This is a genomic window from uncultured Kriegella sp. (assembly GCF_963975415.1).
Lineage (GTDB): Bacteria > Bacteroidota > Bacteroidia > Flavobacteriales > Flavobacteriaceae > Kriegella.
Genome location: NZ_CAXBGN010000016.1, coordinates 1 through 26,956, shown reverse-complemented (window position 1 = coordinate 26,956; position 26,956 = coordinate 1). Strand labels below are relative to the sequence as shown.

The following is a 26,956-nucleotide window of genomic DNA, read 5'->3' as shown; positions in this document are numbered from 1 at the left end:
CCCGGAACCTCCGTTAAAGCCTTGATAAACCTTTGTTAGTAAGTGTTAATTAGGCTTTGTATCCATTACCTTTAAAACTGCCAACCGTATCAAAAGCAAAAATGGAAATCCGTGAAAAATGACATCGAACCAATCTTTAAATTGCATACCAACAGCTCCTCCCATAATCCATTTGATTTTGCCCCAAATATGAGGTTCGGGGAAAAATGGTGCGAGCCCCAATGTCAAACAGAGTAGGATGACGACTTTCCAATTAGCGACTAGGTCTTTCACTAGCGGATTTTTTTAATAAAGCTGGCAATGGAATCCACCCCGTTTTCGGTCAAATGTTTGATAAAGGCCGACCCGATAATGGCACCTTTTGCCGTCTTGGTGGCCGCTTGAAACGTTTCTGAATTGCTGATGCCGAAGCCTACGATTTGTGGGTTTGCGAGGGATAAGGAAGCGATACGCTCGAAATAATTTTGCTGTTCTTGTCCGAAACCTGATTGCCCCCCGGTAACACTTGCAGAACTGACCATATAAATAAACCCTTTGGAGACGCTATCGATAAACCGTATACGCTCATCGGAAGTCTGCGGTGTTATCAGAAATACATTGATCAAGCCATATTTTTCAAAAATGGCCTGGTATTCTTCGTGATAGACGTCGACCGGTAGATCGGGAATGATCAAACCGTCAATACCGATTTCTTGACATTTTTTACAGAAGGCCTCAACTCCATATTGAAGCATGGGATTAAAATATCCCATGATGATCAGGGGAATGGAAACGGATTGGCGAATGTCTTTCAATTGGTCAAAAAGAATCTCGGTGGTCATTCCATTTTTTAGGGCGGCTGTGGAACTCGCTTGTATGGTGGGGCCATCGGCCAATGGGTCACTAAAGGGAAGTCCGATTTCAATCAGGTCAACCCCATTTTTTTCAAGATCTTGAATGATTTTTACAGTGTCGTTTAAGGCGGGGTAGCCTGCCGTAAAGTAGATGGAAAGTATTTTTCCCGTCTTGCCGTCGGGCAGGTTGTTCTCTTGTATTTTTTGATTGATTCTGTTCATTATTTGTATGTTTATTCCCGCGAAGGCGGAAATCTTATTTCTTTATTGTTTGGTCCCGGCGCGAAGGCGGGTATCTTTTGTATTTTTCCAAGGGTTGATCTCCCAACATCCAAAATCAGTATCACGGATTGTAATCCAGGTCGGGAAACAAATTTTTTAATTGGTTATAAATTTCTTGGTTCGACTTACTTCTCGAGGAATAATAAATCTGTTCGCCATTATTTTTAGTAATCATTACATAGGGTTTAGCTTCGTTGTTGAGTATTAATTTGACGCGTTTTCCATCTTCTAGTTTAAAGTATCCTTTGTGCACGGTACCAGAAGAAAATCCGTTGGTCCGTTTTTTGATTTCTGGTAATTGTTCAATCACTTTCACGGATTGTATTTCCGAAGGGTCGATTTCTTCGCCATAAAAACCTTCAAGCGTAATCTGGTTTTTATCAAAAATAATCTCGTCTTCCTGATATCCCAAATAGAAGATGGCGCCCACAAAGACTAAGGTTCCAATAAGTATGGCCATTCCTACTTTAAGCTGGGTTCGACTTGATTTTACATTTTTAAAATACCCGCGGCTTGTCCACATAAAATAACTATAGGCTAAAATGGGGTAGACCACTAAGAAAATTCCACCAATATTCGGACTCAAATAGTTTAAAACCAATGCAATGACCATAAACGAAAGTCCCAAAAAAATATGGAACTTTCTAAAATGCGCCAGATATGGTTTTAGCTCCACTTTGTCTCGCTGCTCTTTAGACATGGTATTGTAGCCGGAGAGGAGGTATTTGGCATTTTTCTCGGTAATAAGAAAGCCTATACCTATAAAAAGAAGTCCGATGCCAATTATAACATAGTCCATAAGCAATGATTTAACTAAAGCCAGCTTCCCGCATTCGCGGGAAGGATAAAACAAGTTTACAGATTAAAATATTCAATATAGGTGTTAAGATCTTTGTCGCCGCGGCCGGATAGGTTGATGACCACTATATCTTCAGGTTTGAATTTACGATGTTCCAAAATAGCAAAAGCATGCGATGATTCTATGGCAGGGATAATGCCCTCGAGTTTCGACATCAAAAGCCCAGCTTGCATGGCATCGGCATCGGTGATGGAAATAAACTCACCACGACCTGACCGGTATAAGTGGGCATGCATGGGGCCAACCCCGGGGTAATCCAATCCTGCGGAAATGGAGTATGGCTCGGTAATCTGTCCGTCAGGGGTTTGCATTAATAAGGTTTTACTACCGTGAATGATTCCGACTTTTCCCAATGCGGAAGTCGCGGCACTTTCACCTGAATCGATGCCCTTACCAGCGGCTTCTACGGCAATGATACCCACGTCTTCTTGGTCTAGATAATGATAATAAGCCCCGGCGGCATTACTACCACCGCCTACACAGGCTACGACGTAATCGGGATTTTCTCGACCTTCCTTTTCTTGCAACTGTGTTTTGATCTCAGCGGAAATAACCGACTGAAACCGTGCCACCATATCGGGGTAGGGGTGCGGACCCACCACGGAACCGATAATATAATGCGTGTCGACGGGGTTGTTGATCCAATCGCGTATCGCCTCGTTGGTCGCATCTTTTAAGGTACGGCTACCGGAAAGGGCCGGTCGAACTTCGGCACCCAACATTTTCATACGGGCTACGTTCGGTGCTTGACGGGCAATGTCGATCTCCCCCATATATACCACACATTGAATGCCCATAAGTGCGCAGACCGTGGCTGTGGCGACACCATGTTGCCCAGCACCGGTTTCGGCAATAATTCGGTTTTTACCCAGCTTTTTGGCCATCAATATCTGCCCGATCGTATTGTTCACCTTATGGGCACCGGTATGGCACAGGTCTTCGCGTTTTAGGTAAATTTTTGTATTGTACTTCTCCGAAAGGCGATTCGCAAAGTATAATGGCGTTGGTCGGCCTACATAGTCTTTTAAAAGTTGATCGAACTCTTTTTTGAACGAGGGTTCGTTCATGATACGAATGTAGTTCTGGCGTAGTTCTTCGGTATTCGGGTATAGCATTTCTGGAATAAAAGCTCCGCCGAACTCTCCGTAATATCCTTTTTCGTCTGCTTGATATGTCATTTTATCATTTTTATTTCCATGAAAACGGAAATCTGTTCTGTTTAATCTTTCTGTTTTCTCTTAATTCCTTACAATAGGCTGTTTGTCATCCCACGTTAAAGCACCTACCTTTTGGGCCCAACCTTTCCATAGGGTTTCCAACTCCGTTGCTTTTTCTGGCATTTGCTCGATGAGGTCGTTCAATTCACTTCTGTCAGATTCAAGGTCGTACAATTCCCAGTTGTATTCCGAATCTTTTTTCCATTTCGAGACCAATTTGAATTTCCCAAGCCGAACCGCCTTATTGCCTTCATGTTCCCAGAAAATGGCCCTGTCCGCTAAATCTTGATTCTTGAATGCGGGCGTGAGACTAATTCCTTCCAAGGGGGTGATGGTATTGCCGCTGAACGTATCTGGATATTCTCCACCGGCAACATCGATACATGTGGCCATAATGTCTATCAAATGCCCAGGTTGGTGCCGGAATTCGTTTTTTGCCGCAATTCCCGAAGGCCAGTGTACGATCAACGGTGTGGCTATTCCCCCTTCATGTACCCAATGTTTATAGGTTCTAAACGGTGTATTGCTGGCATTTGCCCACGGTTTACCATAGCCTAAATAGGTGTCGTCGCCTCCAGGTTCCAAGCCTTTTCCGACTAGTACAGGTCTTCCGTCACGGGTATACCTTGGAACCATATCGGTTTGAAATTCACCTTCTTTCATAGGTTTTTTCTCATCGGGATCGATATCACGGTAATGGGGGGCAATGGAATCGACAAAACCATATTCTTCGGCACACCCGCCATTATCCTGTAAAAAGAAAACCAAGGTATTCTCTTTTATCCCTTTCTTTTCCAGTGAATTCATTACGCTGCCAATACCTTGGTCCATACAATCGACCATGGCCGCATACACTTCCATAAGCGAACTGTACCAACTTTTTCGTTCTGCATGCTCCCAATCGGGAATACCGTCTTTTTCCGATAACTTCCATTCGGGTTTGATCAGGCCCATTTTAAGCATTTGTTCGTATTTGGTTTGCCGCAGCGCATCCCAACCCTCGTCGAATTTGCCTTTGTATTTTGCGATATCCTCAGGTTTGGCATGCATGGGCCAATGGGCCGCCGTATAGGGCAGGTACATAAAAAATGGTTTTTCGGTATCGTGTTCTTCTATAAATTTAACGGCATTGTCGGAAATGGCATCCGTATAATAAAAATCTTTTGATGGAGCGATAAACTCGTTGCCACGGGTCAATGAATTGGGGTCGAAAAAACTTCCGGCGCCGTGAATGGTACCAAAAAATTTATCGAATCCTCTTTGTAAAGGCCAATTGTCTTTGGACGGATTTTCTTCTGATGCCTTATAAGGAGTAACATGCCATTTGCCTGACATATAGGTAGCGTAACCTGCCTGTTTTAAAACTTCGGCGATGGTCACCGCATTTTTGCTCAAATCACCACGGTAGGCATCGCTGCCCCGGTCGCTCATCATATGGCCTATACCTGCCTGATGTTGATAAAGCCGCGTTAAAAGTGATGCCCTGGTAGGGCAACAACGCGCTGTGTTATAGAATTGGGTAAACCGCAAACCATTCGCTGCGAGTCCGTCAAGAACAGGTGTATTTATCACCCCGCCATAGGAGCCGATATCGGAATAGCCCATATCGTCTGACATGATAAGAATGATGTTCGGTCTGGTGTTTTTGGGTTTGTCGGTTTCGCAACTTGCCAAATTGATCAAACTTAGAAGGCTTACAATTAGTAATTTGGATCTTGTCATTTTATCTATTTAAAATCAGCAGGGACAAAAGTAAATGTCTCTCCTTCGGTTGTTTCTTGTGAAATCGATTTCCCTTTATATCGTAAATTTAGCTTGTTTCCTGTTAGGGATTTAACCTCCACGGCGACTAATGTTCCATCCTTCCATTCGATGGAGAGTTCAAAAGCCCCCCTTCCTTTTATTCCGGAAATCTTTCCTGAAGAAAGTGCTGAGGGCAGTGCAGGAAGAATATCCTGAAAAGAGTCGCCATTTTTATCCCTTAAATGCGATTGCAACAGCATTTCGGTAACTCCCGAAGTGGCGCCAAAATTCCCGTCGATTTGAAAAGGCGGATGCGAATCGAACAAGTTAAGATAAAGCCCGCCTTTATCTTTCATTTCAACACCTTGTTCGATTGAGGGCACCATTAAATTGCGAAGTAATAAAAAGGAATGATCACCATCTAATAGTCGTGCCCAAAAATTTATTTTCCATGCCCTTGACCAGCCCGTGCCACCATCTCCACGGTGTGATAGGGTAACCTTTGTTGCTTCTGCCAGTTCTGGTGTTGTTGAAGGGTGAATTTCATTGCCCGGATGCAGCCCCCACAAATGGGAGACGTGTCGATGCTTGTTTTCAGGGTCATCTTGGTCAATGAGCCACTCTTGCAATTGCCCGTGTTTACCAATTAAATTCGGTGCTATTTTAGCGCGTTTCTCTTTCACTATTTTTATAAAATCGGCATCTACATCGAGAATTTCAGCAGCTTCTATGGTATTGGCAAAAAGGTTTCTGATAATTTGATGATCCATAGTTGTTGCCATGGCCAGCCCTCCGATCTCGGGGCTATTCGTTGGTCCGCTTACCAGCCATTCCGAATTGTTCGGGTCGGGAACCAGATATCCGACAAAAAACCGTGATGCCTCTTTTAAAATGGGGTACGCCTTATTTTTTAAATATGCGGTGTCATTGGTGTATTGATAATGCCACCAGAGATGCTGGCTTAGCCATGCTCCACCAGTGGGCCAAATTCCGTGATTGGCGTTGTTTATCGGTGCGGCACCGCGCCAGATATCGGTATTATGATGCGCGACCCAACCATCGAGATTGTAATGTTCTTGGGCTATATTTTTTCCGGTAACCGACAGATCTTCTACCATCTGGCGCAATGGCTCGGATAGTTCTGAAAGATTGGTCATTTCAGCCAACCAGTAATTCATTTCAGTATTGATATTGATAGTGTATTTGCTGTCCCAAGGCGGCGCTAATTTATCGTTCCAGATACCTTGTAAATTGGCGGGCTGTGTACCAGTTCTTGATGACGTAATCAATAAATACCGCCCATACTGATAAAGTAGGGATACTAAATTTGGGTCTTCATCTTGTTGAAACGAAATCAACCTTTCGTCGGTCGGCCGATTTGAAAGCTCCGATTTTCCTAAATCTATTGCTACCCGATTGAAGAGTTCCCGAAAATCTGCGAGGTGTTTCTCCTTAATTGATTGATACGATTTGCCGTTTAGGTTGTCGAGGTATTTTATACATAGTTCCGTGGGATTGCCACTGATGTCTTGATAGTCGACAAAACTCGTTGCCGCTACAAGGTACAGGGTTGCACTGGTGGCGTCAATGACTTTGATGACACTGCCTTCCTTTACCAGTTCACCCCCATCATTGACCACTTTTAAGCGTGCTTCAAAGGTTAGTTTGCTTTCGGGATAGGGTTTGTTTTGAAAATCCAGTGCTTTGGGATAATCATTGGCTTTCCCCTTTAGAACAACTTCATCGCCCTCAACGGAAACCTCATATTCCGAATGTGGAGAATCTAGCCCGATGTTAAAAGTCAATGCACCCTTTTTTGAACTCTCAATATGGGTAATAAGGGCTTGGTCTGGTTCTGATGCAAAAACTTCCCTTTTAAATTTTACGCCGTTCATTTCATAAACTACCGATGATAGGGCATCTTCGAGATCGAGTTGCCTTTTGTAATTGTCAACCGCTTTGTGGTCGGGGAAATCGAGCAATATATTCCCGAAAGGCTGGTAACAGAATTGTCCGAAAGGTTGTGACATAAAACGATCATTCGCTAGGTCTTGGGCTTCTATTTGTTTGCCATCCCAGAGAAGCTGGCGGAGTTCATTCAAAACTTCAGAAGCTCCTTCATGGGTGTAGTCATGGGGTTGGCCGGTCCAAAGGGATTCTTCATTAAATTGAATGACCTCTTTATCTACGCCTCCATACACCATGGCGCCCATACGGCCGTTACCGAGGGGAAGTGCCTCTGTCCAGTTCGCTGCGGGTTTCGCATACCATAACATCAGCGAAGGGTTTAGCGATTTTTCGGGTTCCGTATGGTTACAAGAAAATAGGGTCAGTACGAATAGTAGCAGTATGTTTTGATGTAGCCTTTTTGTCATTTTATAGTTGCTAATTTTATTTTATCACTTTCCATATTTTCTTAATTGCCCATAATGCTTTTGTGTATGGTTAGTTGCGTGGTTTAGCATTTAAGTTTGCAAGTACACACCAAACTGAAAATCCGCGAGCCCCGAGGCTTCGGGGTTCAGAAGTTAGTGAGAACAAGCAATTGCTTATGGCCATTGTTGTGCGTTCGTTATTTATGGTTAATTAAACATTGAGAATTTATTGGTTCTTTTACAATACTTGTTTCAACATAGTCAGTTTCCATTATCGTATTAAAACATTTTTTTCCTTTATATTTTTTTGCCGGAATATGCTTGCATTCAACAAAGTCAGACTTACAAATTGAACATTCAGTTTTTGTCGCAATTCCAGTAACACTTAGTCCATTCAGTCGATTTTGAGAAATTCTTCTTTTAACTACTTTATCATTTATTATCATTTTTGATTTTAGTCCTTCATCATCACTCCAAAGCCAACACCAACCAACAATTTTTGGCTTATGTTCTAAAAAGACTGGTGTAGGTAAATCTTCATAAGGTGATTTTATTTCAAAACATTTATCAAATCCATCTTTTAATTCTTTTCTTCTTTTGTTAATCAGTTTATGATTATTGGTATCTTGAGGTTCTCCCAAATAGTTATAAGTTCGAGTTGAGTTATCAATTTTAATATTGATATTTTCTTTAGATACTTTTTCTTTTTTGTCTAAAAGTTTTTGAATTTGATTCGAAATAATGTTGGTTAATATTGTTATTGGAATATTAATCAAGGTTATAATAATTGGGTCAGCAAAAAATTCCGCAATTCCTTTTTTATACAGATATTGTACTGGAAGTCCATTGTCAGGTTCAATGGCAACTTCGTAACCTTCAGTACGTAAGTGCTTAACAAGCAGTAAAGTATCCCTTGTAATTAGTTTTCTATTTGGAAACCTATTTTCATAAGGGTTAAATGTGTCTATCTTTATTATTTTCTTCTTTCCCAAGGTTTTTCTTTAATGACGCACAATGGTCTCGGCTATGAATAGTTGTGTGGGTTAGCACTTAGCTTTGCAAGTACACACCTAACTGAAAATCCGTGAGCCTCGAGGTTTCGGGGTTCAGAAGTAGGCGAATACCAAGAGATTAGTTTTATACGTTGTTGTGCGTTCGTTTTATCCAGCATTATGATGAATTTCTATATTCTTGGGAATATCTTCAAGTCCACAAATCTTGTCTAATCTTTCAAGGTTTTTAGTATAAGATATATTCTCTAAGTAATCGCTTTTGGCATTAATGATTATTTCGTTAATATTTCTGTTACTTTCAATTTCATGTGCTATTTCATATAGAAATTTTCTCCACCAACCATAATAAAAATACCTCAAACTTTGTAAAATTTCTTTATTTTTTTTCAAAAGTGCTTATAACAAGATAAAATTCTAATAGTTGATAAACGACCTTTGTATCATCTGCTAATTCTTTATCCTCTTTTTTTCCTGATTTAGCAAAATTGTACTCAATCAGTTTTTCTTTATATTTTTTTTTATTTTCCCACTTCTCTTTTACAATCCAAGCTTCACTTCTTATTTTTTTAAATCGTTCACCATTAAATTCTCGAAAAAGTTCAATAGTTTTTTTTTGAATATCTCTTTGAATACTTTTTTTTGAGTAAATGATTGCAACAATAATTGATATGAAACCTGTCAAAGATATTGCAGTTCCCATAATTTTTAATGTACTATCCAGACGCTTGTCATTAATTGGTTCACTAAAAACATCATAGTCAATAAAAATATTAACAAAGAAATATATTACTATGGATAATAGAATACCCAATAAAACAATCAATATAAAAGGGCCAATTAATTCAAGGAAATATAATCTTAATTTTTTCTTCATAATATTTTTTAATGACGCACAATGGTCTCTTGTATGAAACGTAGCGTGTAAAAGGACGCTTTCGTTGCGAATTATACACGAGCCGAATTTTTAAATATTTCTTTTTTTTTATTAAAAGCCAAATCTAAAAATTTGGCGGTCTTCGCAAATACACACATACCTTTCGCAAAGCCAATATTAGATATGTTTTATATACATTCTTGGCAGTAGTATTATTTCCCCAGTATTTCACTGATATATATTGAACGATATTTTTCAGGATATTCAACTTGTACTCCGTGCGTGCCATTTTTAAATAAAAACCATTTTTTAGATGGTGCAATAATTGAATCAAAATACGCTTTAGCTACGGACGTTTCGGTAAAATGATCGTTGTCTCCTTGTAATATGTAAACTGGCACTTTCAATTCGGGAATATCACGCATTAGATTCATATCGATAGCTGTAGATTCTAAAATCTTAGATGCAGGATAGTAGGATTCAGGACTGTTTATCATATCAGTAAATTTTTCTTTAAACGTCAACCCATTATCTAAAAACATACTTTTAATAAAATTAAAATCGGTCTCTAATTTTATCGGTGCATACTTCATTACAATCTGTCGTTCTATTTCGAAGGCTTCAGTTACTGAATTTTTTGAATTTTTAACATAAGGTGGTTTTCCAATTTGTTTTAATTGATTGATTGAAATGGTATCATTATGTTTTTGCGATTCTGACATTGCAAATTCATAAGATAATTCTTCTGAAAGTGATAGGTTAGCCATCAGACCACTACCAATATAGGCGTGATATAATTCAGGTTTTTTTTGAACCATATAAGCTGCTACCGCTGTTCCCCAAGATAAACCTTCGATGTAAATTTTTTCTTTTTTGAAAGTCTTTTTTAAGTAGTTTGATAGTTCCAAACCATCATCTACTATATGGGTTAAGGTAATGGACGAATCAGGTATACTATCATTATAGGCTAGTCCAGAGCCTCTTTGTTCCCAATAACAAACCGTAAATATATCTTCCAAATCAACTCCTGTGAGTCTATAAATTACAGGTAAAATTGGTGCTCCTGGTCCTCCGTGAACTATTAGTAGTACGGGATTATTCTTGTCTTTTCCTCTAATAGTAATCCTTTGTGGAACTCCATTTATTGTCATGTCCTCGTGCATAGCGATACTATTCGGAAGAACATTACCCTTTTCGTCTAAAAAAGGTTCTTCGTTTCCAGAACTATTGATTCGAATTATTAGTAATACAACTAAAACAAACGCAACACTTGTTCCCAGTAAAATCAAAAACCACTTTCCTATTTTCTTTAATATTTTCATATGTTCTTAATTAGTTCTATGGTTTTTCTTATTACCGCCAACAATTGTATATGATCATTGATCTTAACCCCCTTATACGCCCAATTGTTTTTTAAACTCTTTTAGTTTTCCCACTTGCTTTAATCCCGGCTGCGATTCAAACCTACTGTTTACATCGATGACCTGGCAGTATTTTGATTCCGGTTGCTGTAGAAAGGTTTTGATGGCGTCGACTTCTTCTAAACCAATCCCCCCGCTTAAAAAATAGGGCTTGGTCGAAGGGTAGTCTTGCAACACCTGCCAATCAAAAACATAGCCATTGCCGCCCGGGAGTTTTCCTTTGGTGTCAAACAAATAAAAATCGCAAACGGCTTCGTAAGGTTGTAATTCGTCAAAATCAAAGTCGTCTTTGATAGAGAATACTTTGATGATTTGCACTCGGGGTACAGCCGAAGCGTATTTCTCTTTCAATGTTTTACAATATTCCGCACTTTCACTACCGTGCAATTGAACGGCCTGTAAATCGAAACGGGTTATCTTTTCCATCACTTCTTCAATGGTAGCATCGACAAATACACCTACTTTTTTGATTCCGTGCGGTAACAAGGGCATTTCCCCTTCGAAAAAACGGGAAGACTTTTTATAAAAAATAAAACCCAAGTAATCGGGTCGCAATGCGGCCACTTCCGAGGTATTCAATTTCATTCCGCAGACCTTAATCCCCACCCCAGCCCTCCCCAAAGCGAAGGGAGCTTGAATTCTCGTATGTTTAGGATTGGTTTTCATTAAGAAATAGTGTCATTTTCTTTGATTATTCCGAGGCACGAAGGAATCCGTTGATCATTCCTCCGTTCCTCGGAATGGCGTCATTGTTTTAATTCATTGATAAATGCCGTGGCACTTGCTCCGGGTTCGTCCGTTTTCATAAAATTTTCCCCGATCAAAAACCCTTGATAACCATAGGGTTTTAAAGCGGTAATGGCACTGACCGAACTGATGCCGCTTTCAGAGACTTTGACAAATTCATCGGGAATCAATGCCGATAACGACTTGCTGGTTTCTAAACTGACCTCGAAAGTTTTTAGGTTCCGGTTGTTTACGCCTAACATATCTAAACTTGGCATGATCGATTTATGCAATTCTTCTTCGTTGTGCACTTCCAATAGCACGTCGAGGCCTAACCCTTTGGCGGTTTCGGATAGGACTTTTATTTCTTCCCGGGTCAGAATGGCGGCAATCAATAGAATGACATCGGCACCGTGCGCCTTTGCCTCAATAAGTTGATATTCGTCAATTATAAATTCTTTGCGCAGCAACGGCATTTGAACCGATGCCCGGGCCAATAGCAGATCATCTAAGGATCCACCAAAATATTTTCCGTCTGTCAAGACCGACATACCGCAGACGCCCGCATTTTCGTAACCACTAGCGACATCTTGTACGTTTAAACTTTGATTGATTTCCGATTTTGAGGGCGACCTACGTTTGTGTTCGGCAATAATGCCCGTAGAACTATTGCGTAAGGCAGTAGCCAGGGATGGACTTGCGCGGTCAAAAAGCACGGAGTTTTCCAATTGGGAAACTGGGATAATCGATTTTCTTAAATCGACCTCTTTGCGTTTGTCCGCTACTATTTTATCAAGAATGTTCATTTGGTATGGTTGTCATTGCGGGCCAGAAGCCATACGTCACATTTTAGACAGTTTGCTTCGCTTCGCTCGTAACGACGTTTTTAATTTTTACTTAATTCCTGTAATTTTTTCAATGCATGTAATCCTTTTCCGCTCAACAGCGATTCTTTGGCCTGTTCAAAACCTGCTTTTGGGGATATCGACTTTACCGTGGCAATGGCAATACCCGCATTGGCACAGACAACATTATTCTGTGCTTCGGTGCCGCGACCATTGAGTACGTCAAGAAAAATTTGAGCTGAATCTTCGATGCCTTCCCCGCCCACGATTTCGCTTTGTTTTACGGAAGGAACCCCAAAATCTTCGGGTTTTAACATGCCTTCCGAATTGTTGGAAATGGTTTTGGTGCTTCCCGTCAGCGATATTTCATCGTATCCGTCAAGGGCATGTAGGATCGTAAAGCGTTTGTCTGTGTTTTGATAGAGATAGCCGTACATGCGTGCCAACTCCAAATTAAATACCCCCACCATCTGATTCTTCGGAAATGCCGGATTCACCATCGGCCCCAACATATTGAAAAAGGTCTTCACACCGAGTTCCCTGCGAATCGGCGCCACATTTTTCATAGCCGGATGGAACAGGGGTGCGTGTAACACGCAAATGCCCGCTTCTTCAATCGATTTCGTTAAAAAATCGGCCTCGTTGCTGAATTTAATGCCCAAAAACTCCATGACATTGCTGCTCCCACATTTTGAGGAAACCCCATAATTACCGTGTTTGGTGACTTTTACATCGGCGCCGGCCGTAACAAAAGAAGCCAAGGTAGAGATATTGAACGTATCTTTTCCGTCACCACCTGTACCACATAAATCGATAGGGTTATAGTCGGAAAGGTCAACGGCCAAGCAAAGTTCTAGCAGGGCATCGCGAAAACCTTCCAACTCTTCAATAGTAATGCTACGCATCATATAAACGGTCAAAAAGGCCGCAATTTGGCTTGTGTTGTAATCGCCTTTGGCAATATTGACCAAAACCTGTTTCGCATCTGCTTTGGTGAGCATATCGTGGTTGATCAATTTGTTGAGTGTATCTTTCATAATCCTCGTCCCAGCCTTCCGCAAAAGGGAAAGAGCTGATTTTTAGTTAATATTCCGTATTTTACTAAAGTTACCATTTTTTGTTTCCAAAGTCTTTGGCCCCAAATTTAACGTCTCCCTTCTATTTTCTTCCAAGTATTTAGATTTAAGATAAGAGATATTGGGCCTGAGTGAATTTCTTCATTGGGAAAAGAATCGGTCTGTTTATACACCAGTTCTACAAGCAACATTGATTTTTGCCTTACGATAAGTTCCTTATAATTGTTCATTGCTACTTTTTGGTATAAAACACTGCGCTGCATAATACCACAGTCTAGGTACTACATACTCACTTCTCACTACGCTATACTATTTTTCCCAAGCCAATTGGCCAATATTTTTTTTCCTTCGGGAGTCAGCACCGATTCGGGGTGAAATTGTACGGCGCATACATCATAATCGCGATGCCTTAGCGACATAATTTGTCCGTTTTCATCGAATGATGTTGCCTCTAAAACTTCCGGTAAATTCGGGTCTACGACCCATGAATGATACCGGCCCACTTCAATTTCCCGGGCCATTCCGTCAAAAATAATATCATCTTTGGTGATTTTAATTTTGGTAGCCGTGCCGTGATATACCTTGTCTAAATTAATCAAGGAACCGCCGAAAACTTCGGCAATGGCCTGTTGGCCCAAACAAACGCCGAAAATTTGTTTTGTAGGGGCATAAGTAGCGATTATCTGTTTTAAAAGTCCGGCTTCATCGGGAATTCCCGGGCCGGGCGACAGCACAATTTTGTCGAACGCATCGACTGCTTCAAGCGTGAGTTGGTCATTACGCTTTACGACCACTTCGCAATCAAGGTCTTCAAGATAGTGCACCAAGTTGTAGGTGAAACTATCGTAATTGTCTATAACTAATATTTTCTGCATTTTCATATCGTTTGGGCTATTTCGAGTGCTTTGGTCAACGCGCCCAATTTATTATAGGTTTCTTGTAATTCATCTTCTGGATCCGATGCGGCCACCAAACCTGCCCCGGCTTGATAGTGCAATTGGTGATTTTTGCTGAGAAAGGTGCGGATCATAATGGCATGGTTGAAATTTCCGTTAAAATCCATAAATCCGATGGCTCCGCCGTAATAGCCCCTGCTCGTCTTTTCATATTTTTCGATCAATTGCATCGCCATATGCTTGGGAGCACCACTTAGCGTACCTGCCGGAAAGGTGTCGGCCACTACTTTCATGGTCGAAATATTGTCTTTTTTTTGACCGATTACCCTAGATACCAAATGGATGACATGAGAAAAGAACTGTACCTCCCTATATTTGTCTACTTTGACCATATTGCCATTGCGACTCAGGTCATTGCGGGCAAGGTCGACCAACATTACATGTTCGCTATTTTCTTTGTCATCTTCGGTAAGTTCTTTGGCGAGAATGGTATCTTTTTCATCGTCTCCCGTTCTTTTGAAAGTTCCAGCGATAGGGTGTATTTCGGCCTTTCCGTCTTTTACGATAAGTTGGGCTTCGGGAGAGCTTCCGAAAATTTTAAAATCGCCAAAGTCAAAATAAAACAAATAGGGGGAAGGGTTCACCGATCGCAAGGCACGGTACACATTAAACTCGTCTCCTTTGAAACCTTGTGAAAATCGTCGTGAGAGCACCAATTGAAAAACATCACCGCGTTGGCAGTGTTTTTTTGCTAAACGAACGTGCTCTTTGTACTCTTCATCTTCTAAATTTGAGGCGACATCACCTTCCATCTGAAAATTATAGGAGGCAAAATTGCGAACATTCAAAATATGTTCGATTTCGGCGGTATTCTCTTCACTTTGATAGCAATGGGCAAAAATGTAGGCTTCGTTCTTAAAGTGATCAATAGCAATTACATTTTTATAAATCGCATAGTAGACATCGGGAATGGTCAGCGAATTTTCCTTTTTTGAAATGTCGATATCCTCATAATAACGAACCGCATCATAGGCCATATAACCGAAAAGGCCATTATTGATAAACTTGAAATCATTGTCTTGTACCTTGAAATGCTGTCCGAATTCATGGATCATGTTGACTACATCGGTGGTATCGTCAATGGGGGTTTCGTTGATGGTTCCGTCGGGGAACTGTTGCGTAACGATTTCATTTTCAATTTTTATCGAGGCGATCGGGTTACAACAGACATAGGAAAAGCTATTGTCGTTGGCATGATAATCACTGCTTTCCAACAATATACTATTCGGAAAACGGTCGCGTATTTTCAAGTATACACTTACCGGTGTAATAGTATCGGCTAATATCTTCTTCTGATGCGAATGGAGCTGGTATAACATATATTTTTATTCATTTAGTTTGATTTCCGCCTGTGCAGAAATAAAATTAAAAAAGCATTAATAAAAAAGGCTTGTCGTGATGACAAGCCTTGTATGGTTTAACTACAATGATGCTTAGCTCACGAAGGTTGTCGTAAGTTGTTCCACCACCAAGTATTTGTTCTACATGTATTCATTGCGTCAAATATAGAAATCATTTTTAAAACCGACAATATACTGTGCTTAAAAATAACAAAACCTGCTTCTCGAGTGTGAAAAGCAGGTTTTTGGTTTTGAATCTAAGTCTGTCTAGAATACCAAATCAACGACAAGGTCAAATTCATCGTAAATTAGTTTATCGCCTAAATTTTCGAAGAAATCGCCTGATCTGAATTTAATATCATATTCGGTACGATCTACTTTCATTGTGGCGGTAGCTTTGCTTCCATAAACCGAAACATCAAAGGTAACGGGTTTGGTCATGCCCTTGATTGTTAAATCTCCTGTAACTTCATATGAGTTTTTACCTGTAGATTTCACATTGGTGAAGACCAATTTAGACGTTTCGTGCTTTTCAACGCTAAAGAAATCGTCAGACTTTAAATGGCCTTCCAGTTTACCTTTGCCGTCACCTTCCATATCGGTGGAAACCAAAGTGGTCATGTCGACCAAAAATTCACCACCGACCAATTTGTCGCCATCAAACTCCAATGCACCTTCTTTTAAATCGATAGTCCCATGATGCGAACCTGTTACTTTATATGCTTTCCAAGTGACGGTGCTTTCGCTGACCTTCACTTCTTTCTTTTCATCATCGATCGGATCAGCGGCAGTTCCTACAGCGCCGATTACGACCGCAAATACTAAACTCAATACATTTTTCTTCATAATTTTCATTTTTAATTGTTCTTGTTTACGTTGTTATAAATGGGTAATTAAATTCTCTTTTGGTTTTCGTACCTTTTTGTAGTGCTGTGTTTCGTCTTCTTCTGAACGATAGCCAATAGCCACTAAAACAGCGGCGTTCAAGCCTTTTTCCTTTAAATTCAGAATCTCATTGAACTGTTCGCTGTCAAAACCTTCCATTGGGCAGGTGTCGATTTTCATGTCCGCGGCCGCGGAGAGAAGGTTTCCCAATGCAATATACGCTTGTCGCGCTGTCCATATGGTCTTCTCCCCATCGGTCAATGTCATTAATTTAGACTTCATGAAATCGGCATAACCTGTTAAATCCTCAGGGGCGATACCTCTAGTTTTACTTACATTTTTTAAATAATCATCAACCAACTCTTCGCCAAAAGATTCTTTGTTGGCAAGAACAATTAGATGTGATGCCTGTGTTGTCTGCACCTGCCCCCAGGCCGCTTGCTGTAACTTGAGTCTTAACTCTGTATCTTTAATAACCAATATTTCATAGGGTTGCAGCCCATATGACGAAGCGCTTAAAGCTGTGGCCTCGAGCAAAACTTCTAAATCGCTTTCAGATACTTTTTTGCTATTGTCAAATTTCTTGGTGGCGTATCGCCAATTTAAACTATCAATATACGTACTCATGAAAATATGTTTTTATTTTTATTAATTCAAAATTTATCCAATAACTGATTCAAAATTTTTAGATCTTCTTGACTTAGGTTTTTTAGAACCGACTTCTCGGCAGCTTTCATCGCGCTATCCATTTGTGTCAATACACGCTCGCCCTTTGCGGTAATATTGATTTCAACCTTACGCCGGTTACTTGGGCACGTTATTCTATTTACATAACCTTTAATAATCAATTTGTCTACCAATCGAGTGGTGTTGCTCATTTTGGTCACCATTCTTTCATTTAAGGTAGAAAGATTGGCGGGTTTACCTTTCTGGCCTCTTAAAATACGTAGCACATTAAATTGCTGTAACGACACTTCAAAGGGTTTAAGTGCGTTTGTCATCACCTCATGAATTCTATTGCCTACTAGGCTATAATGAATTAGGGTTCTGCTTTCCAGTGGAATCGGCTTGTCGGTTTTTATAACTTCCTCTACATTCATGTCAATACAATAATTGTATATACAAATGTATGTCAATTTTTCATATTGGGTTGTGTCTGAGTGCCAAATTTCTGTTAATTATTTAGTGCAAGCGATTTGCTCCAAAAACCGTATTTTTGGATTTTAAATTTTAGATTATGGCAGATTTATCACAAGAGGAGTGGGAAGAGCAATTGGAAAATGACGGCAATGCGTTTATTTTAGATGTACGAACGCCAGAGGAGGTAGAAGAAGGTTATATTCCTAATGCAACCAATATCGACATACATTTAGGTCAGGGATTTATAGATGAGATTGAAAAATTGGACAAGTCAAAATCGTACTATGTCTATTGTCGATCTGGTGCCCGTAGTGGACAGGCTTGTGCCATTATGAATAGTTTGGGGTTTGAGAAGGCCTATAATTTAGAAGGTGGCTTTATGAACTGGGAAGGGGAGGTTGCCGAGTAGCCTAACCGTATCTTTTGTTTTTATATCATTCGCTTTTAGAAAGATGTATGTAGTTTTTTAGTTATTAACAATAAAGACTGCACCTATGCGAGAAGACTTACTTCATTTTATATGGAAATATAAAAAGCTTCCGCTAAAAGATTTGGTCACTTCCAAGAACGAGGCCGTAGTCATTGTTGATGCGGGCAGGCATAATCACCTTGCCGGCCCCGATTTTTTTAATGCCCAGGTGCGTATCGATGAACAGTTGTGGGCCGGAAATGTCGAAATACATATCAAGTCTTCCGATTGGTATGCGCACCATCATGAAAAAGACCGAAACTACGATAACGTTATTCTACACGTGGTCTGGGAAGAGGATGTTGAGGTTTTTCGAAGTGATAATTCGGAGATTCCCACGTTACAACTCAAAAACTATATTTCAGACAGGCTGTTGGGGGCCTACCAAGACCTATTCGATAAAAAAGGTAGTCGCTTCATCAATTGCGAAAAAGATATCGGGCAGACAGACGCATTTACGATCAAAAATTGGCTCGAACGACTTTTTTTTGAACGTTTGGAGCGCAAATCAAACGTTGTCTTTACGTTGCTCGAAGATTCAAAAACTGATTGGGAAAATGTCTTTTTTGTATTGCTCTTAAAAAATTTCGGACTAAAAATCAATGGGGACGCTTTTCTAAGTTTGGCCAAGGCCCTTGACTTTTCTATAGTGCGCAAACTTCAACATGATCCGTTTCAGCTGGAGAGCGTTTTATATGGAATGTCGCACCTACTGGATGACGATACTATTTCAGATGAGTACCATATGCTATTAAAGAAAGAATACAGGTATTTGCAGCATAAGTTTTCTTTAGAGGAAGAAAGGGTACAAAAACCGGAGTTTTTTAAACTTCGTCCGCCAAATTTCCCTACTATCAGGCTATCTCAATTGGCTAGTTTGTATCACAAGCACCAGAACTTGTTCAGTTTAGTAATCGAGGCTACGACCCTAGAGGAAATCTATACCATTTTCGATGTTTCAGCGAGCCGTTATTGGGATGACCATTTTACTTTTGGAAAATCATCTCGAAAAGGGGTAAAGAAATTGACCAAGAAATTTATAGACCTGTTGATCGTCAATACCATATTGCCCATCAAGTTTTGCTATTCCCGCCATTTGAATGAGGCCGTAGATGAAACTATTTCAAGCATTGCCTTGGCCCTTGATAAAGAAGAGAATAGTGTGGTTTCGAATTTTGCTGCACATGGGGTAACTGCTGAAAATGCTATGGAAAGTCAGGGTATTTTACAGTTGTATAATGAATATTGTACAAAGAACAAATGCCTACAATGTACGATTGGTACTGGTTTATTGACCCAAAATAGCTAATTTTAGGCGATGAATTTGTTCTACCAGTTACTTTACTATTTTCAGAAACGCGGTTTTGAAGTCTGTCGACGTATCGCTGAGCGTATGGGAATACGGGCAAGGGTAGTGCGCACATCGTTCATTTACCTTACATTCGTGACCTTGGGCTTTGGTTTTGCCTTGTACTTGTTTTTGGCCTTTTGGTTAAAGATTAAAGATTTGCTCTATACCAAACGAACATCGGTTTTTGACCTCTGAATATGATAAAATTCTTTCGTTCAAAAATTTACTTGGCAGAACTCTTGATTGTTGCAGTTTTGGTCATTGGAGTGTTGGGTTACCGTTTTATTGCAGATTTTACTTGGCTTGAAGCTTTTTATATGACGGTTATCACCGTTTCTACCGTAGGCTTTTCGGAAGTACGGCCCTTAGATCCCGAGGCAAAGATTTTTACCGTATTTTTAATTATTGCCAGTGTTTTCATATTTGCGTATGCCATTTCGGTAATCACCGAATATATTTTAAGTAGAAACGCGCTACAACTTTTAAAGAAAAAAAGAGTGAAAAATATGATCAATAGATTGTCTGACCATGTAATTGTCTGTGGCTACGGACGAAATGGTATGCAAGCGGCCGAACGTTTGAAATCGTATAAAAGACCCTTTGTTGTCATTGAAAGAAACCGGGAAATCATAGAGAAATATGAAGATGAGGTGCTCTTCGTAGAGGGTGATACGAATGATGATGAAATGTTGGTTAAGGCAGGGATTGCAAAAGCAAAGTACCTCATTGTTGCCATGCCCGACGACGCTACAAATTTATTTGTGGTACTTTCAGCAAGACAGTTAAATCCAAATTTATTTATTGTGAGTAGGGCTTCCTTGGTAACTTCACAGAAGAAATTGGAATTAGCAGGTGCCGATAAGGTCATTATGCCCGACAAAATTGGTGGTGATCATATGGCCTCGTTGGTGGTTATGCCCAATCTGATTACTTTTATAAATAAATTATCGACGGAAGGGCAGCATACAACCAACCTCGAAGAAGTAGCCATCGAAGATTTTATGTTAAGCGCGGGGAATAATTCGCTTCGCGATCTTGATTTGAGAAGAAAAACGGGCTGTACCATCATAGGTTATATAGCACCCGATGGAGAATATATAATAAACCCAGAGGCTGATTTACAACTTCAGCCAAAAAGTAAGGTGATTGTACTAGGGAAACCCGAGCAGATTCAAAATTTAAACGAAATGTTCCACATTGAGCAAGCATCTTTCAACGACAATATTTGATAGTGATGCTTATTTTTAGGATATTGCCCATCATATTTAACAGAAATCAAACATACCAAAAATAAAATTTCATTATGAAGAGATTCCTTTTTTTCCTTTTTATGCTATATGGTTTTGCATCTTTTGCACAAGAACTCGTAGTGAAGGGCAAGACCATAAACCCGTCGAATACTATTAATGACGGAGCTATCGAATTGGAAGTTGATGGAGGAACTCCTCCGTATACCTATAAATGGAGCAATCAAAGTACCCCACTGAATTCAAAAATGGCAACTGGCTTGGTTGAGGGTATAGCATACACCGTTACGGTAATCGATGCCAAAGGCGTTTCAGAAACCAAAGTATTTAAGGTAGATGCCAAGGCGATAACCGAGGTGTTTAACGGAGCAATGACCCCGGCGGTGAGTGCCTTGGGTGCTGTTCTCTTTTGGGATCCCTTTGATGCACTCGGTATCTATGACCCTGTGGCATATGCCGATATTAAATTGGTGGGAACCCCAGGGTGGTCTCCAGAGGTTCGAGACAAATTTGTATTAAAAAAATGGTTTAAAGAGGATGGTTCAAAAATTAAGAAGGGAGACCAAATAGCAGTTGTCTCCAGGGATAATGGTGTCGATGAAACTATTGTTGCACCGGCTAGCGGAGAGCTTAAATATCTAGTAAAGGAAGGGGGGGTAATATACAATTCTGAAAATCAAGAACATATTATCGAAGCGGGGGCTCATAACCTTGCAGAAATAAAATATGACGAACCGGTGGTGATGGTGCACCCCAATGGAGACCCGGTAACAAAGGGAATTCCTTTTATAGTTATATGGTTGGTTGTAGGTGCGCTTTTCTTTACCATTCGAATGGGCTTTATTAATATTCGAGGGTTTCGGCACTCTATTGATTTGGCCAAAGGCAAATATGATGACCCCAACGCCCCTGGTCAAGTTACCCACTTTCAGGCATTGGCCACTGCGGTATCAGGTACCGTTGGTTTGGGTAATATTGCCGGTGTAGCAGTCGCAGTTTCCTTGGGTGGTGCTGGGGCCACCTTTTGGATGATCGTTTGTGGCCTGCTAGGAATGTCTTCTAAATTTGTCGAATGTACCCTTGGCGTAAAATACCGTGATATTCTTCCTGATGGAAGAGTTTTCGGTGGTCCGATGAACTACTTGCGGTACGGACTCGAAAAAAGAAACATGAAAGGGATTGGAAAAGTGCTTGCCGGCTTCTTTGCCGTACTTGCCATTGGTGCTTCCTTTGGTGGAGGTAACATGTTTCAGGCTAACCAGTCTTTTGAACAATTATCGGGACAGTTTCCTGTTTTGGTAGGTAACGGATTCTGGTTTGGTGTGGTTACTGCCATTCTAGTAGGGGTTGTTATTATTGGTGGCATAAGCAGTATCGCTAAAGTGACGGGAAAAGTAGTGCCTATTATGGCATCTATGTATATTGTTGCGGCGTTGGCCATTATTATTATGAACATTCAAAATATTGGTCCCGCTTTTTCGGCCATTGTTGATGGGGCCTTTAACCCCAGTGCGCTCAAAGGCGGAATTATAGGCGTGCTGGTGGTCGGTTTTCAACGAGCCGCATTTTCCAACGAGGCAGGTGTAGGCTCAGCGGCTATCGCACATAGTACGGCTAAAACGAATCACCCGCCTTCTGAAGGTTTTGTTGCTTTACTTGAACCTTTTATCGACACCGTAGTAGTTTGTACTTTGACAGCCTTGGTGCTTATTTTTACAGGTATGCACGAAGTGGAGGGAATGGCAGGAGCTCAATTGACCTCTGACGCCTTTGCAAGTCAAATATCTTGGTTTCCCTATGTGCTGGCGTTGGCCGTATTCCTTTTTGCCTTTTCTACCATGATTTCATGGTCGTATTATGGGATGCGTGCATGGACTTATCTTTTTGGAAAAAGCAAAAAATCGGAAATGATTTATAAGATGTTCTTCTTAATTTTCGTTGTAATTGGAGCCTCTGTAAGTTTGGGCGCGGTACTCGACTTTTCTGATATGATGATTCTGGCCATGTCTTTCCCAAATATCATTGGTCTTTATATTATGTCTGGAGAGGTGAAAGCCGATTTAGGAGAATATTGGAATAAGTTAAAAGCGAACCAGCTGTTTAGAAAGCAAAAGCAGACGGAATAAAAGATAGACTCAATCATGAGAAAGTTTAAATCCCACTTGAAGTTCAGTAAACAGGAACGAAGTGGGATTTTCTTTTTGCTACTTCTTATAATAATATTACAAATTATATTTTTTGTCATCAAAGTAAGGCCTGTGAGTGGCTCGGCGGTCGCATTTTCGCTTAATGATACGACCCAGGCCCAAATCGATATGCTAAAAGAGGGAGCATTAAAGAGTGACCCTGGGGGGCGGCTGTATCCCTTCAATCCCAATTTTATCACAGAATATAAAGGCTATACCTTGGGCATGTCAGTTGAGGAAATCGATAGGTTGCATGCCTTTCGCAAACAGAATAAGTTTGCCAACTCACCAACGGAATTTCAAAATGTAACGCATATATCCGATAGCTTGTTAAAGGCAATCTCCCCGTATTTTAAATTTCCCGAGTGGACGAAGAAGCCGAGTAAGATAGCATTTAAGGCTACAACGTACTCAAATACGACTAAAGGAAACCTAACTGCAGACGAGGTTGTGTCAAATGTTCTCGATTTAAACAGTGTGACGGCAGAAGACCTACAATCTATAAATGGCATAGGAGAAAAATTATCGGCTAGGATTGTGAAATTCAGGGATATGTTGAATGGCTTTTTAATCGATGAACAATTATATGAGGTCTATTTCTTGGATTCGGTAGTTGCAGAAAGAGTTTTGAAGAGGTATAAGGTGCTTAGTAAACCTGAAATCAAGAAAATAAATATTAACAAAGCCTCCGTTGCAGAAATTTCAAAACTAGTGTATATTAAATATGGTGTAGCCAAGGAAATTGTGGCTTACCGAGAAATCAACGGGCGTATCAACTCATTTGACGAGTTAAAGGATATTGTTGATTTTCCTGCGGATAAGATTGATAGAATTAAGCTATATTTGACGCTCTAAAAAATCAGCTATGCAAAGTATGTACTTCACTGAAGAACATCATTTATTTCGGGAAAGCTTCAAGAATTTTTTACAGAAAGAAGTTGTTCCCCATATCGATAAATGGGAAGCTACCGGAACTATTGAACGTTTCATTTGGGAGAAATTCGGTGAGATGGGCTATTTTGGCCTGGCTACAGCCGAAAGTGATGGAGGTATGAACCTAGATCTTTTCTATACCGTCATTTTGTTGGAAGAGCTGCAAAAAATAAATTCCGGAGGTTTCGCTGCCGCTATTTGGGCCCATGCCTATTTAGCAATGACCCATTTGAATAAAAACGGTAATGACTATCAAAGAAAAGCCTATTTGACGCCAAGTGTCAAGGGTGAGAAAATCGGATGCCTGGGGGTTACGGAACCTTTTGGTGGAAGCGACGTGGCAGGTATGCGTACCACGGCTGTCAAAAAAGGGGATACGTATATCATCAACGGATCAAAAACCTTTATCACCAATGGTGTCTATGGAGACTATATAATTTTGGCAGCAAAAACGGATCCCTCGGCAGGAAACAAGGGAATCAGTATATTCATTGTTGATCTCAACAGCGAAGGGGTTTCTTCAAGCAAGCTCAACAAGTTGGGCTGGAGGGCATCAGATACAGCTGAGCTAGCATTTGATAATGTGATTATACCAGCGGCAAATTTGATGGGAAGTGAAGGGAAAGGATTTAGCTTTATAATGGAAGCTTTCGCTATGGAGCGTTTAATAATGGGAATTAATGCTCACGCGAGGGCAGAATATGCGCTAGAATATGCGTTGCAGTATATGTCGGAACGCGAGGCCTTTGGTAAGACAATTAACCAATACCAAGCATTACGGCATAGGTTTGTCGACTTACATGCAGACATGGATATGTGCAAGCAATACAATTATTCCGTAGTTTACAAAATGGATAATGGCGAATATGTGGTTCGTGAGGCTTCCATAGCCAAATTAAAGTCCACTGCAATGGCAGATGAGGTTGTTTATCAATGTTTACAGTTTTTAGGCGGCTATGGTTATATTGAAGATTATCCAATGGCACGTTTATTGCGCGATAGTAGATTGGGGCCAATTGGTGGGGGCACATCGGAAATTCTTCGGGAAATTATTGCCAAGATTGTCATCGATAAAAAGGAGTACCGCGTATCAGAGGAAAACTAAAATTTATATTTATCATTATTTGGTTGTGAGTTGAAAATTAATTTTTAACTTTGCACCCCTAATCACTAAAGAAAGGAGGTTGTAGCCCATGTTAATAATACCAATTAAAGAAGGAGAGAACATAGACAGAGCTTTAAAGCGCTTCAAGCGAAAGTTCGATAAAACAGGTACAATGCGACAGTTACGCAAACGTCAGCAATTTACAAAACCCTCCGTAGAGCGTAGACAGTTGATTCAAAAAGCCCAGTACATTCAGGGTTTAAGAGATCAAGAGGAGATTTAATCCACTTGAGATAATCAAAATATTAAAATCCTGCCTATTGGCGGGATTTTTTTGTTTTCTAGCGCTAGAGAATATTCTTTAGTAACTTTACGGTATGAGTGTATCATCGTTCATCTCGTATTTATCTTTGGAAAAAAACTACTCTGAACATACGGTGCAAGCATATAGTTCTGATATACAGGGTTTTTGTTTGTTTTGTTCGAAAGAATATGGCTTGGCCGAAATTGACAATGTTGAATATGGCTTGGTGCGTAACTGGATTGTAAGTTTGGTTGATCAACGTCTTTCCAATCGTTCGATCAACAGAAAAATCGCATCACTAAAAGCCTACTACAAATTTCTACAGCGTACCGGGGCCATCGAGTCGAATCCCTTGGCTAAGCATAAAGCACTTAAGACTTCAAAAAAAATAGAGGTTCCTTTTTCACCGCAAGAGATGGAAGCGGTGATGTCACAAATTCTGTTTGAGGAAGACTTCGAGGGAGTACGTGATAAACTGATTATAGATTTACTTTATACTACGGGTATTAGAAGGGCCGAATTGATTCAAATGAAAATAATCGATGTTGATTTTGAAAATAAAACGGTTCGCGTATTGGGAAAACGAAATAAAGAGCGCATAGTGCCCTTATTGGACCCCACTCGAAATTTGTTTTTAAAATATTTTAAAGAACGAAAGTCACTTGAAATTATCAATGATAGAGAGTATGTGTTTTTATTGAGGTCGGGCAATAAAATATATGAAACTCTTGTTTATAGATTAATAAATAATTATTTTAGTAAAGTGTCGTCTAAAGTAAAAAAGAGTCCACATATCATCCGGCATACTTTTGCGACCCACTTGCTCAATAAAGGGGCAGATTTAAACTCGGTAAAAGAGTTGTTGGGGCACTCAAGTTTGGCATCAACGCAGGTGTATACACATAACAGTATCGCCGAACTTAAGAAAATACACGCCTCTTCCCACCCAAGAAGCAAGAAATAACGAGTCGGTTTTTATTTTTAATTATTTAAAATCTTCAACCTATGAAAGTAAACTCTCAATCAGTAAATTTCAATGCAGATGTAGAGCTCATCAACTTTGTGCAGCATCGAATGGATAAATTGGAAACTTTTTATGATAAGGTAATAAGTTCAGACGTATATTTAAAGGTGCAGAAAACCAGTGCCAAAGAGAATAAGATTGTTGAAATCATGTTAAATGTGCCCAGGGATAGATTTATTGTTAAAAAGCAATGTAAATCGTTTGAAGAGGCGATTGATTCGGCGTGTAGCTCTTTAGAAAGAAAGCTGATTAAAAGAAAAGAGAAATTACGTGTTCAAGTCTGATTAAAATTTTTCGAATTTTGTTTTGAATAAACAAAAAAACGTATACATTTGCAGTCCGTTAGAAATAGCGGGCTTTTTTTGTACAAAAAAGCACTTAAAAAGCCGATGTAGCTCAGCTGGCTAGAGCAGCTGATTTGTAATCAGCAGGTCGTGGGTTCGAGTCCCTCTATCGGCTCAAAAAGGTCTTTAAAATATAGGTCGGGGAGATACTCAAGCGGCCAACGAGGGCAGACTGTAAATCTGCTGACTACGTCTTCGCAGGTTCGAATCCTGCTCTCCCCACAATTTGAAAACCCTGAATTTTCAAATGGCGAATTTTTAAAGGATTCGGTTTTTGTTGATTGGCGTTGGGTAATAAGTTTTTTTGATATTTTGGATTTAGGATTTCCTTTTTTGGAAATTTCTTGAAAATTTGCGGGAGTAGCTCAGTTGGTAGAGCGTCAGCCTTCCAAGCTGAATGTCGCCGGT

At 40.2% G+C, this 26,956-nt stretch carries 30 protein-coding genes and 2 tRNA genes; 12 read left to right on the top strand and 20 right to left on the bottom strand.

Annotated features, from left to right (window positions below; translation table 11 throughout):
• Positions 1 to 45 precede the first annotated feature (45 nt).
• The 19 genes from AACZ88_RS22330 to AACZ88_RS22240 form a co-directional block, all read right to left on the bottom strand.
• Entirely contained in the window at positions 46 to 273 is a 228-nt protein-coding gene (locus AACZ88_RS22330; RefSeq protein ID WP_339715499.1) for a hypothetical protein, read from the bottom strand.
• On the bottom strand, positions 273 to 1,055 hold the full coding sequence (trpA, locus tag AACZ88_RS22325) for a tryptophan synthase subunit alpha (protein ID WP_339715497.1): 783 nt from the start codon (positions 1,053 to 1,055) through the stop codon (positions 273 to 275). The genes AACZ88_RS22330 and trpA overlap by 1 nt, the downstream gene beginning before the upstream one ends.
• A gap of 121 nt (positions 1,056 to 1,176) precedes the next feature.
• Positions 1,177 to 1,914 carry a DUF3784 domain-containing protein gene (locus AACZ88_RS22320; protein WP_339715494.1) on the bottom strand — a complete coding sequence of 246 codons (738 nt, stop codon included), beginning with the start codon at positions 1,912 to 1,914 and terminating at the stop codon, positions 1,177 to 1,179.
• Between the two features lie 56 nt (positions 1,915 to 1,970).
• Positions 1,971 to 3,152 carry a tryptophan synthase subunit beta gene (gene trpB / locus AACZ88_RS22315; RefSeq protein WP_339715491.1) on the bottom strand — a complete coding sequence of 394 codons (1,182 nt, stop codon included), beginning with the start codon at positions 3,150 to 3,152 and terminating at the stop codon, positions 1,971 to 1,973.
• A gap of 60 nt (positions 3,153 to 3,212) precedes the next feature.
• Positions 3,213 to 4,913, bottom strand: a complete 1,701-nt coding sequence (locus tag AACZ88_RS22310) for an arylsulfatase (protein WP_339715487.1) — start codon at positions 4,911 to 4,913, stop codon at positions 3,213 to 3,215.
• 5 nt (positions 4,914 to 4,918) lie between these two features.
• Positions 4,919 to 7,309, bottom strand: a complete 2,391-nt coding sequence (locus tag AACZ88_RS22305) for a glycoside hydrolase family 95 protein (protein WP_339715484.1) — start codon at positions 7,307 to 7,309, stop codon at positions 4,919 to 4,921.
• Between the two features lie 197 nt (positions 7,310 to 7,506).
• Complete coding sequence (locus tag AACZ88_RS22300; protein WP_339715481.1) at positions 7,507 to 8,301, bottom strand: hypothetical protein; 795 nt, start codon at positions 8,299 to 8,301, stop codon at positions 7,507 to 7,509.
• A 168-nt stretch (positions 8,302 to 8,469) separates the two neighbouring features.
• A complete protein-coding gene (locus AACZ88_RS22295; RefSeq protein ID WP_339715478.1) occupies positions 8,470 to 8,712 on the bottom strand; it encodes a hypothetical protein in 243 nt (80 codons plus the stop codon).
• On the bottom strand, positions 8,699 to 9,196 hold the full coding sequence (locus AACZ88_RS22290) for a hypothetical protein (RefSeq protein ID WP_339715471.1): 498 nt from the start codon (positions 9,194 to 9,196) through the stop codon (positions 8,699 to 8,701). The genes AACZ88_RS22295 and AACZ88_RS22290 overlap by 14 nt, the downstream gene beginning before the upstream one ends.
• 212 nt (positions 9,197 to 9,408) lie before the next feature.
• A complete protein-coding gene (locus AACZ88_RS22285; protein ID WP_339715468.1) occupies positions 9,409 to 10,518 on the bottom strand; it encodes an alpha/beta hydrolase in 1,110 nt (369 codons plus the stop codon).
• A gap of 72 nt (positions 10,519 to 10,590) precedes the next feature.
• Positions 10,591 to 11,283 carry a phosphoribosylanthranilate isomerase gene (locus AACZ88_RS22280; RefSeq protein ID WP_339715466.1) on the bottom strand — a complete coding sequence of 231 codons (693 nt, stop codon included), beginning with the start codon at positions 11,281 to 11,283 and terminating at the stop codon, positions 10,591 to 10,593.
• 80 nt (positions 11,284 to 11,363) lie between these two features.
• Positions 11,364 to 12,149, bottom strand: coding sequence for an indole-3-glycerol phosphate synthase TrpC (gene trpC, locus AACZ88_RS22275; protein ID WP_339715464.1), 786 nt, complete (start codon positions 12,147 to 12,149; stop codon positions 11,364 to 11,366).
• An 80-nt stretch (positions 12,150 to 12,229) separates the two neighbouring features.
• A complete protein-coding gene (gene trpD, locus AACZ88_RS22270; protein WP_339715461.1) occupies positions 12,230 to 13,225 on the bottom strand; it encodes an anthranilate phosphoribosyltransferase in 996 nt (331 codons plus the stop codon).
• A 107-nt stretch (positions 13,226 to 13,332) separates the two neighbouring features.
• Positions 13,333 to 13,494, bottom strand: coding sequence for a hypothetical protein (locus tag AACZ88_RS22265; RefSeq protein WP_339715458.1), 162 nt, complete (start codon positions 13,492 to 13,494; stop codon positions 13,333 to 13,335).
• A gap of 69 nt (positions 13,495 to 13,563) precedes the next feature.
• Complete coding sequence (locus tag AACZ88_RS22260; protein WP_339715455.1) at positions 13,564 to 14,139, bottom strand: aminodeoxychorismate/anthranilate synthase component II; 576 nt, start codon at positions 14,137 to 14,139, stop codon at positions 13,564 to 13,566.
• A 2-nt stretch (positions 14,140 to 14,141) separates the two neighbouring features.
• Positions 14,142 to 15,539, bottom strand: coding sequence for an anthranilate synthase component I family protein (locus AACZ88_RS22255; RefSeq protein WP_339715452.1), 1,398 nt, complete (start codon positions 15,537 to 15,539; stop codon positions 14,142 to 14,144).
• A gap of 288 nt (positions 15,540 to 15,827) precedes the next feature.
• Entirely contained in the window at positions 15,828 to 16,406 is a 579-nt protein-coding gene (locus AACZ88_RS22250) for a YceI family protein (protein WP_339715450.1), read from the bottom strand.
• 33 nt (positions 16,407 to 16,439) lie between these two features.
• On the bottom strand, positions 16,440 to 17,072 hold the full coding sequence (locus tag AACZ88_RS22245) for a nitroreductase family protein (protein WP_339715448.1): 633 nt from the start codon (positions 17,070 to 17,072) through the stop codon (positions 16,440 to 16,442).
• 26 nt (positions 17,073 to 17,098) lie between these two features.
• A complete protein-coding gene (locus tag AACZ88_RS22240; RefSeq protein ID WP_339715446.1) occupies positions 17,099 to 17,545 on the bottom strand; it encodes a MarR family transcriptional regulator in 447 nt (148 codons plus the stop codon).
• A 137-nt stretch (positions 17,546 to 17,682) separates the two neighbouring features.
• Here AACZ88_RS22240 and AACZ88_RS22235 point away from each other — a divergent pair, with 137 nt between their 5' ends.
• From AACZ88_RS22235 to AACZ88_RS22180, 12 genes are all read left to right on the top strand, one after another.
• Positions 17,683 to 17,994 carry a rhodanese-like domain-containing protein gene (locus tag AACZ88_RS22235; RefSeq protein WP_339715443.1) on the top strand — a complete coding sequence of 104 codons (312 nt, stop codon included), beginning with the start codon at positions 17,683 to 17,685 and terminating at the stop codon, positions 17,992 to 17,994.
• Positions 17,995 to 18,079: 85 nt separating this feature from the next.
• Positions 18,080 to 19,363: a DUF2851 family protein gene (locus tag AACZ88_RS22230; protein WP_339715440.1), complete on the top strand. Its 1,284-nt coding sequence runs from the start codon at positions 18,080 to 18,082 to the stop codon at positions 19,361 to 19,363.
• A 9-nt stretch (positions 19,364 to 19,372) separates the two neighbouring features.
• Positions 19,373 to 19,600: a PspC domain-containing protein gene (locus tag AACZ88_RS22225; RefSeq protein WP_089895051.1), complete on the top strand. Its 228-nt coding sequence runs from the start codon at positions 19,373 to 19,375 to the stop codon at positions 19,598 to 19,600.
• Between the two features lie 2 nt (positions 19,601 to 19,602).
• Entirely contained in the window at positions 19,603 to 20,634 is a 1,032-nt protein-coding gene (locus AACZ88_RS22220; RefSeq protein WP_339715437.1) for an NAD-binding protein, read from the top strand.
• Between the two features lie 74 nt (positions 20,635 to 20,708).
• Complete coding sequence (locus AACZ88_RS22215; protein ID WP_339715433.1) at positions 20,709 to 22,778, top strand: amino acid carrier protein; 2,070 nt, start codon at positions 20,709 to 20,711, stop codon at positions 22,776 to 22,778.
• Positions 22,779 to 22,910: 132 nt separating this feature from the next.
• Entirely contained in the window at positions 22,911 to 23,693 is a 783-nt protein-coding gene (locus tag AACZ88_RS22210; RefSeq protein WP_339715430.1) for a helix-hairpin-helix domain-containing protein, read from the top strand.
• Between the two features lie 10 nt (positions 23,694 to 23,703).
• On the top strand, positions 23,704 to 24,876 hold the full coding sequence (locus tag AACZ88_RS22205) for an acyl-CoA dehydrogenase family protein (RefSeq protein ID WP_339715427.1): 1,173 nt from the start codon (positions 23,704 to 23,706) through the stop codon (positions 24,874 to 24,876).
• Between the two features lie 88 nt (positions 24,877 to 24,964).
• Positions 24,965 to 25,159, top strand: coding sequence for a 30S ribosomal protein S21 (gene rpsU / locus AACZ88_RS22200; RefSeq protein WP_089895062.1), 195 nt, complete (start codon positions 24,965 to 24,967; stop codon positions 25,157 to 25,159).
• A gap of 94 nt (positions 25,160 to 25,253) precedes the next feature.
• A complete protein-coding gene (locus AACZ88_RS22195) occupies positions 25,254 to 26,144 on the top strand; it encodes a tyrosine-type recombinase/integrase (RefSeq protein ID WP_339715422.1) in 891 nt (296 codons plus the stop codon).
• Positions 26,145 to 26,185: 41 nt separating this feature from the next.
• A complete protein-coding gene (gene raiA / locus AACZ88_RS22190) occupies positions 26,186 to 26,488 on the top strand; it encodes a ribosome-associated translation inhibitor RaiA (RefSeq protein WP_339715419.1) in 303 nt (100 codons plus the stop codon).
• Positions 26,489 to 26,589: 101 nt separating this feature from the next.
• A tRNA-Thr gene (locus AACZ88_RS22185) sits at positions 26,590 to 26,663 on the top strand.
• A gap of 25 nt (positions 26,664 to 26,688) precedes the next feature.
• Positions 26,689 to 26,770, top strand: a tRNA-Tyr gene (locus AACZ88_RS22180).
• Here the strand turns inward: AACZ88_RS22180 and AACZ88_RS22175 are convergent.
• A partial coding sequence (locus AACZ88_RS22175) for a hypothetical protein (RefSeq protein WP_339715415.1) occupies positions 26,736 to 26,956 on the bottom strand: 221 nt, incomplete at its 5' end. The two genes, AACZ88_RS22180 and AACZ88_RS22175, sit on opposite strands and share 35 nt — an antisense overlap.

Bases quoted from the DNA above. Each gene is read 5' to 3' on its own strand.
- raiA (WP_339715419.1), top strand. From the start codon at position 26,186: ATGAAAGTAAACTCTCAATCAGTAAATTTCAATGCAGATGTAGAGCTC.
- AACZ88_RS22235 (WP_339715443.1), top strand. From the start codon at position 17,683: ATGGCAGATTTATCACAAGAGGAGTGGGAAGAGCAATTGGAAAATGAC.
- AACZ88_RS22215 (WP_339715433.1), top strand. From the start codon at position 20,709: ATGAAGAGATTCCTTTTTTTCCTTTTTATGCTATATGGTTTTGCATCT.
- AACZ88_RS22250 (WP_339715450.1), bottom strand. From the start codon at position 16,406: ATGAAGAAAAATGTATTGAGTTTAGTATTTGCGGTCGTAATCGGCGCT.
- AACZ88_RS22260 (WP_339715455.1), bottom strand. From the start codon at position 14,139: ATGCAGAAAATATTAGTTATAGACAATTACGATAGTTTCACCTACAAC.
- AACZ88_RS22290 (WP_339715471.1), bottom strand. From the start codon at position 9,196: ATGAAGAAAAAATTAAGATTATATTTCCTTGAATTAATTGGCCCTTTT.
- AACZ88_RS22225 (WP_089895051.1), top strand. From the start codon at position 19,373: ATGAATTTGTTCTACCAGTTACTTTACTATTTTCAGAAACGCGGTTTT.
- AACZ88_RS22220 (WP_339715437.1), top strand. From the start codon at position 19,603: ATGATAAAATTCTTTCGTTCAAAAATTTACTTGGCAGAACTCTTGATT.
- AACZ88_RS22310 (WP_339715487.1), bottom strand. From the start codon at position 4,913: ATGACAAGATCCAAATTACTAATTGTAAGCCTTCTAAGTTTGATCAAT.
- AACZ88_RS22265 (WP_339715458.1), bottom strand. From the start codon at position 13,494: ATGAACAATTATAAGGAACTTATCGTAAGGCAAAAATCAATGTTGCTT.
- AACZ88_RS22240 (WP_339715446.1), bottom strand. From the start codon at position 17,545: ATGAATGTAGAGGAAGTTATAAAAACCGACAAGCCGATTCCACTGGAA.
- trpD (WP_339715461.1), bottom strand. From the start codon at position 13,225: ATGAAAGATACACTCAACAAATTGATCAACCACGATATGCTCACCAAA.
- trpA (WP_339715497.1), bottom strand. From the start codon at position 1,055: ATGAACAGAATCAATCAAAAAATACAAGAGAACAACCTGCCCGACGGC.
- AACZ88_RS22320 (WP_339715494.1), bottom strand. From the start codon at position 1,914: ATGGACTATGTTATAATTGGCATCGGACTTCTTTTTATAGGTATAGGC.
- AACZ88_RS22230 (WP_339715440.1), top strand. From the start codon at position 18,080: ATGCGAGAAGACTTACTTCATTTTATATGGAAATATAAAAAGCTTCCG.
- trpC (WP_339715464.1), bottom strand. From the start codon at position 12,149: ATGAACATTCTTGATAAAATAGTAGCGGACAAACGCAAAGAGGTCGAT.
- AACZ88_RS22205 (WP_339715427.1), top strand. From the start codon at position 23,704: ATGCAAAGTATGTACTTCACTGAAGAACATCATTTATTTCGGGAAAGC.
- AACZ88_RS22245 (WP_339715448.1), bottom strand. From the start codon at position 17,072: ATGAGTACGTATATTGATAGTTTAAATTGGCGATACGCCACCAAGAAA.
- AACZ88_RS22285 (WP_339715468.1), bottom strand. From the start codon at position 10,518: ATGAAAATATTAAAGAAAATAGGAAAGTGGTTTTTGATTTTACTGGGA.
- AACZ88_RS22280 (WP_339715466.1), bottom strand. From the start codon at position 11,283: ATGAAAACCAATCCTAAACATACGAGAATTCAAGCTCCCTTCGCTTTG.
- AACZ88_RS22195 (WP_339715422.1), top strand. From the start codon at position 25,254: ATGAGTGTATCATCGTTCATCTCGTATTTATCTTTGGAAAAAAACTAC.
- AACZ88_RS22305 (WP_339715484.1), bottom strand. From the start codon at position 7,309: ATGACAAAAAGGCTACATCAAAACATACTGCTACTATTCGTACTGACC.
- rpsU (WP_089895062.1), top strand. From the start codon at position 24,965: ATGTTAATAATACCAATTAAAGAAGGAGAGAACATAGACAGAGCTTTA.
- AACZ88_RS22255 (WP_339715452.1), bottom strand. From the start codon at position 15,539: ATGTTATACCAGCTCCATTCGCATCAGAAGAAGATATTAGCCGATACT.
- trpB (WP_339715491.1), bottom strand. From the start codon at position 3,152: ATGACATATCAAGCAGACGAAAAAGGATATTACGGAGAGTTCGGCGGA.